At 42.6% G+C, this 4985-nt stretch carries 5 protein-coding genes; all 5 read left to right on the forward strand.

The genetic code is table 11. The features are described from left to right. Positions 1-796: ABC transporter permease (locus SORDD24_RS10855; protein ID WP_231082693.1), on the forward strand; the 796-nt coding region annotated here is incomplete at its 5' end. Positions 797-808: 12 nt separating this feature from the next. Continuing rightward, positions 809-1456, forward strand: a complete 648-nt coding sequence (gene vex2, locus SORDD24_RS06025; RefSeq protein ID WP_000173736.1) for an ABC transporter ATP-binding subunit Vex2 — start codon at positions 809-811, stop codon at positions 1454-1456. Between the two features lie 50 nt (positions 1457-1506). Further along, positions 1507-2886 (forward strand): ABC transporter permease subunit Vex3, encoded by a 1380-nt coding sequence (vex3, locus tag SORDD24_RS06030; protein WP_000903002.1) that lies wholly within the window; start codon positions 1507-1509, stop codon positions 2884-2886. 141 nt (positions 2887-3027) lie between these two features. Then, positions 3028-3684 (forward strand): response regulator transcription factor VncR, encoded by a 657-nt coding sequence (vncR, locus tag SORDD24_RS06035; RefSeq protein WP_000697948.1) that lies wholly within the window; start codon positions 3028-3030, stop codon positions 3682-3684. After that, a partial coding sequence (gene vncS / locus SORDD24_RS06040; RefSeq protein WP_061409524.1) for a sensor histidine kinase VncS occupies positions 3681-4985 on the forward strand: 1305 nt, incomplete at its 3' end. The genes vncR and vncS, both read left to right, overlap by 4 nt.

The following is a 4985-nucleotide window of genomic DNA, read 5'->3' on the forward strand; positions in this document are numbered from 1 at the left end:
GGCTAAGAAGAACGGTCTTTCGCTTCATGACAAGATTCGCTTGGATGCTGGACAGTCAGAATCTGGAAAAGGACAGACAGTTGAGTTTGAAATTGTCGGCATCTTTTCTGGTAAAAAACAAGAGAAATTTACAGGCTTGTCTTCTGACTTCAGTGAAAACCAAGTCTTTACAGACTATGAAAGTAGCCAAACCCTTTTGGGAAATAGTGAACCGCAAGTCAGTGCAGCGCGCTTCTATGTAGAAAATCCTAAGGAAATGGACGGACTCATGAAGCAGGTGGAAAACTTGGCTTTGGAAAGTCAAGGTTACCAAGTTGAGAAGGAAAACAAGGCCTTTGAACAAATCAAAGACTCAGTGGCAACCTTCCAAACCTTCCTCACCATCTTCCTTTATGGGATGTTGATAGCAGGAGCAGGAGCCTTAATTTTGGTCTTGTCTCTCTGGTTGAGAGAAAGGGTCTACGAAGTGGGAATTCTTCTGGCACTTGGAAAAGGCAAGAGTTCGATCTTCCTCCAGTTCTGTTTAGAGGTAGTTTTGGTATCTCTTGGAGCTTTGCTTCCATCCTTTATCGCTGGAAATGCCATTACATCCTATTTGCTACAAACTGTACTAGCCAGTGGAGATCAGGCAAGCTTACAAGACACGCTGGCTAAAGCAAGCAGTCTATCAACCAGTCTCCTATCCTTTGCAGAATCCTATGTCTTTCTGCTCCTGATTGGTTGCTTATCAGTAGCCCTTTGTTTCGTATTTCTATTTAGAAAATCGCCGAAAGAAATTTTATCATCTATTAGTTAAGAAGGAGAAATCATGACTTTATTACAATTGCAAGATGTTACCTACCGTTATAAGAATACTGCTGAAGCAGTTTTATATCAGATCAAGTATAATTTTGAACCCGGAAAATTTTATAGTATCATTGGTGAGTCAGGAGCAGGGAAATCCACTCTCTTGTCCCTCCTTGCTGGTCTAGATAGTCCTGTTGAAGGTTCTATCCTTTTCCAAGGAGAGGACATTCGGAATAAGGGGTATTCTTACCATCGCATGCATCATATTTCCCTGGTCTTTCAAAATTATAACTTGATAGATTATCTTTCTCCGCTGGAAAATATCCGCTTGGTCAACAAAAAAGCAAGCAAGGATACACTTCTTGAGCTTGGTTTGGATGAAAGTCAGATCAAGCGGAACGTTCTCCAGTTATCAGGTGGTCAACAGCAACGTGTAGCCATCGCTCGCAGTTTGGTATCAGAAGCTCCAGTTATTCTAGCTGATGAGCCAACAGGAAATCTGGACCCTAAAACTGCCGGAGATATTATCGAACTGCTCAAATCACTTGCCGAGAAAACAGGTAAATGTGTGATCGTCGTCACTCATAGTAAGGAAGTGGCTCAAGCGTCAGATATTACACTTGAATTGAAGAATAAGAAACTTACTGAAACTCGCAATACTACAAAATAAGATGAGCTTGTTTTGATAGCATTATGAAATCAAATCTAGAAAGGGAACCTATGTTACACAACGCATTTGCCTATGTTACAAGGAAGTTTTTCAAATCGATTGTTATCTTCCTGATTATTCTCCTCATGGCGAGCTTGAGTTTGGTCGGTTTGTCGATCAAAGGAGCTACTGCCAAGGCTTCTCAGGAGACCTTTAAAAATATCACCAATAGTTTCTCCATGCAAATCAATCGTCGCGTCAATCAAGGAACGCCACGTGGTTCTGGGAATATTAAGGGTGAGGATATCAAAAAAATCACCGAAAATAAGGCCATCGAGTCTTATGTTAAACGCATCAACGCTATCGGAGATTTGACTGGATACGACCTCATTGAAACGCCAGAAACCAAGAAAAATCTCACTGCAGACCGTGCCAAACGGTTTGGAAGCAGTTTGATGATTACAGGTGTCAATGACTCCTCTAAAGAAGACAAGTTTGTCTCTGGCTCATATAAGCTAGTTGAAGGTGAGCACCTAACCAACGACGACAAAGACAAGATTCTTATGCACAAGGACTTGGCTGCTAAACACGGCTGGAAAGTCGGAGATAAGGTCAAACTAGACTCCAATATCTATGATGCAGACAATGAAAAAGGAGCCAAGGAAACAGTTGAAGTGACAATCAAGGGACTCTTTGATGGTCACAATAAGTCAGCAGTAACCTACTCACAAGAACTCTATGAAAATACAGCTATCACAGACATTCACACTGCTGCAAAACTTTACGGATACACAGAAGACACAGCTATTTATGGGGACGCAACCTTCTTCGTAACAGCAGACAAGAACTTGGATGACGTCATGAAAGAGTTGAATGGTATCAGTGGTATCAACTGGAAGAGCTACACACTTGTGAAGAGCTCCTCTAACTACCCAGCTCTAGAGCAATCCATTTCTGGTATGTACAAGATGGCCAACCTCCTCTTCTGGGGAAGCTTGAGCTTCTCAGTTCTTCTCCTTGCTCTCTTGCTCAGCCTTTGGATCAATGCCCGTCGTAAGGAAGTGGGAATTCTCCTCTCTATCGGTCTCAAGCAGGCAAGTATCTTGGGTCAATTCATCACTGAATCAATCTTGATTGCTATCCCTGCTCTCGTTTCTGCTTACTTCCTAGCCAACTATACAGCTCGTGCAATCGGAAACACCGTCCTTGCCAATGTTACTTCAGGTGTTGCCAAGCAAGCCAGCAAGGCAGCTCAAGCTTCTAACCTTGGTGGTGGTGCAGAAGTAGATGGCTTTAGCAAGACCTTGTCGAGCTTAGACATTTCCATTCAGACATCAGACTTTATCATCGTCTTTGTTCTTGCTTTAGTTCTAGTGGTTCTTGTTATGGCGCTTGCTTCAAGCAATCTCCTCAGAAAACAACCAAAAGAACTCTTGCTCGATAGCGAATAAAAAACTTGCTACCTATTCTCCCCTAAATGGGGTATAATATAGGTAGCATTTTTATCTGTTTCATCTTGATAAGTACTCTGTTTATCTGGATGAAGCAAGATGATTTACAAGAAATTTAAAGGAATGTGAAACGTTTTTTCTATGAAAATTTTAATTGTAGAAGATGAAGAGATGATCCGTGAAGGGATCAGTGACTATTTGACAGATTGTGGTTATGAGACCATTCAGGCTGCGGACGGCGAGGAAGCCCTAGAACAATTTTCCAGCTATGAAGTAGCACTAGTTTTACTGGATATCCAGATGCCTAAGCTCAATGGCCTAGAAGTCCTAGCTGAGATTCGTAAAACCAGTCAGGTTCCTGTCTTGATGTTGACTGCCTTTCAGGATGAAGAATACAAGATGAGTGCTTTTGCTTCTCTGGCAGATGGCTATCTGGAAAAACCTTTCTCCCTCTCCCTTTTAAAAGTGAGAGTAGATGCGATTTTCAAGCGCTACTATGATACGGGGCGAATCTTCTCTTATAAGGATACCAAGGTGGATTTTGAGAGCTACAGTGCAAGCCTAGCAGGTCAAGAAGTGGCCATCAATGCCAAAGAGTTGGAAATTTTGGACTATCTGGTGAAAAATGAAGGACGGGCCTTGACTCGATCTCAGATTATCGATGCTGTCTGGAAGGTGACAGATGAGGTTCCCTTTGACCGTGTTATTGATGTTTACATCAAGGAACTGCGGAAAAAGCTAGACTTGGATTGTATCCTCACTGTGCGTAATGTTGGTTATAAATTGGAGCGAAAATGAAACGAACAGGTTTATTTACAAAGATATTTATCTATACCTTCTCGATTTTTAGTGTTCTGGTGATTTGTCTTCATTTAGCCATTTATTTTCTCTTTCCCTCAACTTATCTGAGCCATCGTCAGGAAACCATTGGCCAGAAAGCGACAGCCATTGCCCAGTCCCTAGAAGGAAAGGATAGGCAGAGTATCGAGCAAGTCTTAGACTTGTATTCCCAGACTAGTGATATCAAGGGGGCCGTCAAGGGAGAGATGACAGAGGACAAGTTAGAAGTCAAGGACAATCTTCCTCTGGACACAGACCGCCAGACCACCTCTCTCTTTATCGAGGAGCGTGAGGTGACAACCCAAGATGGTAGCACTATGACACTTCAATTTCTAGCTTCGATGGACTTGCAAAAGGAAGCAGAGCAAATTAGCCTCCAGTTTCTTCCCTATACCTTGCTGGCATCGTTTTTGATTTCCCTCTTGGTAGCCTACATCTATGCTCGAACCATTGTTGCGCCGATTTTGGAAATCAAGCGGGTGACTCGTAGAATGATGGAACTAGATGCTCAAGTACGGTTGCGCGTGGATTCTAAGGATGAGATCGGTGATCTTAAGGAACAGATCAATAGCCTTTACCAGCATCTTTTGACTGTCATTGCGGACTTGCATGAGAAGAACGAAGCCATTCTCCAGTTAGAAAAAATGAAGGTTGAATTCCTACGAGGGGCCTCTCATGAACTGAAAACCCCTCTGGCTAGTCTCAAAATCCTAATCGAAAATATGAAAGAAAATATCGGTCGTTACAAGGATAGAGATCACTATCTGGGAGTTGCCTTGGGGATTGTGGATGACCTCAGTCACCACGTTCTTCAGATACTTTCTCTTTCTTCGGTCCAGGAATTGCGAGAGGAGAAGGAAAACATTGACCTACTCCAGATGACGCAAACTCTGGTTAAGGATTATACTTTACTAGCCAAGGAAAGAAATGTTCAGATAGACATTAGCTTGACCCATCAGCAAGCCTACATAAACCCATCTGTGATGAAGTTGATCCTATCTAATCTCATCAGCAATGCCATCAAGCACTCCACTCTAGGCGGCTTGGTTCGCATCGGGGAGAGAGAAGGGGAACTCTTTATCGAGAATAGCTGTAGTCCTGAAGAACAAGAAAAACTGGCCCAGTCTTTTTCTGGCAATGCTAGTCGCAAGGCCAAGGGTTCAGGAATGGGGCTCTTTGTGGTCAAAAGTTTATTAGAACATGAGAAATTACCTTATCATTTTGAGATGCAAGATGATCGTTTGACCTTCTTCATGTCT

The sequence above is a fragment of the Streptococcus oralis genome (assembly GCF_001579175.1).
Taxonomy (GTDB): domain Bacteria; phylum Bacillota; class Bacilli; order Lactobacillales; family Streptococcaceae; genus Streptococcus; species Streptococcus oralis_O.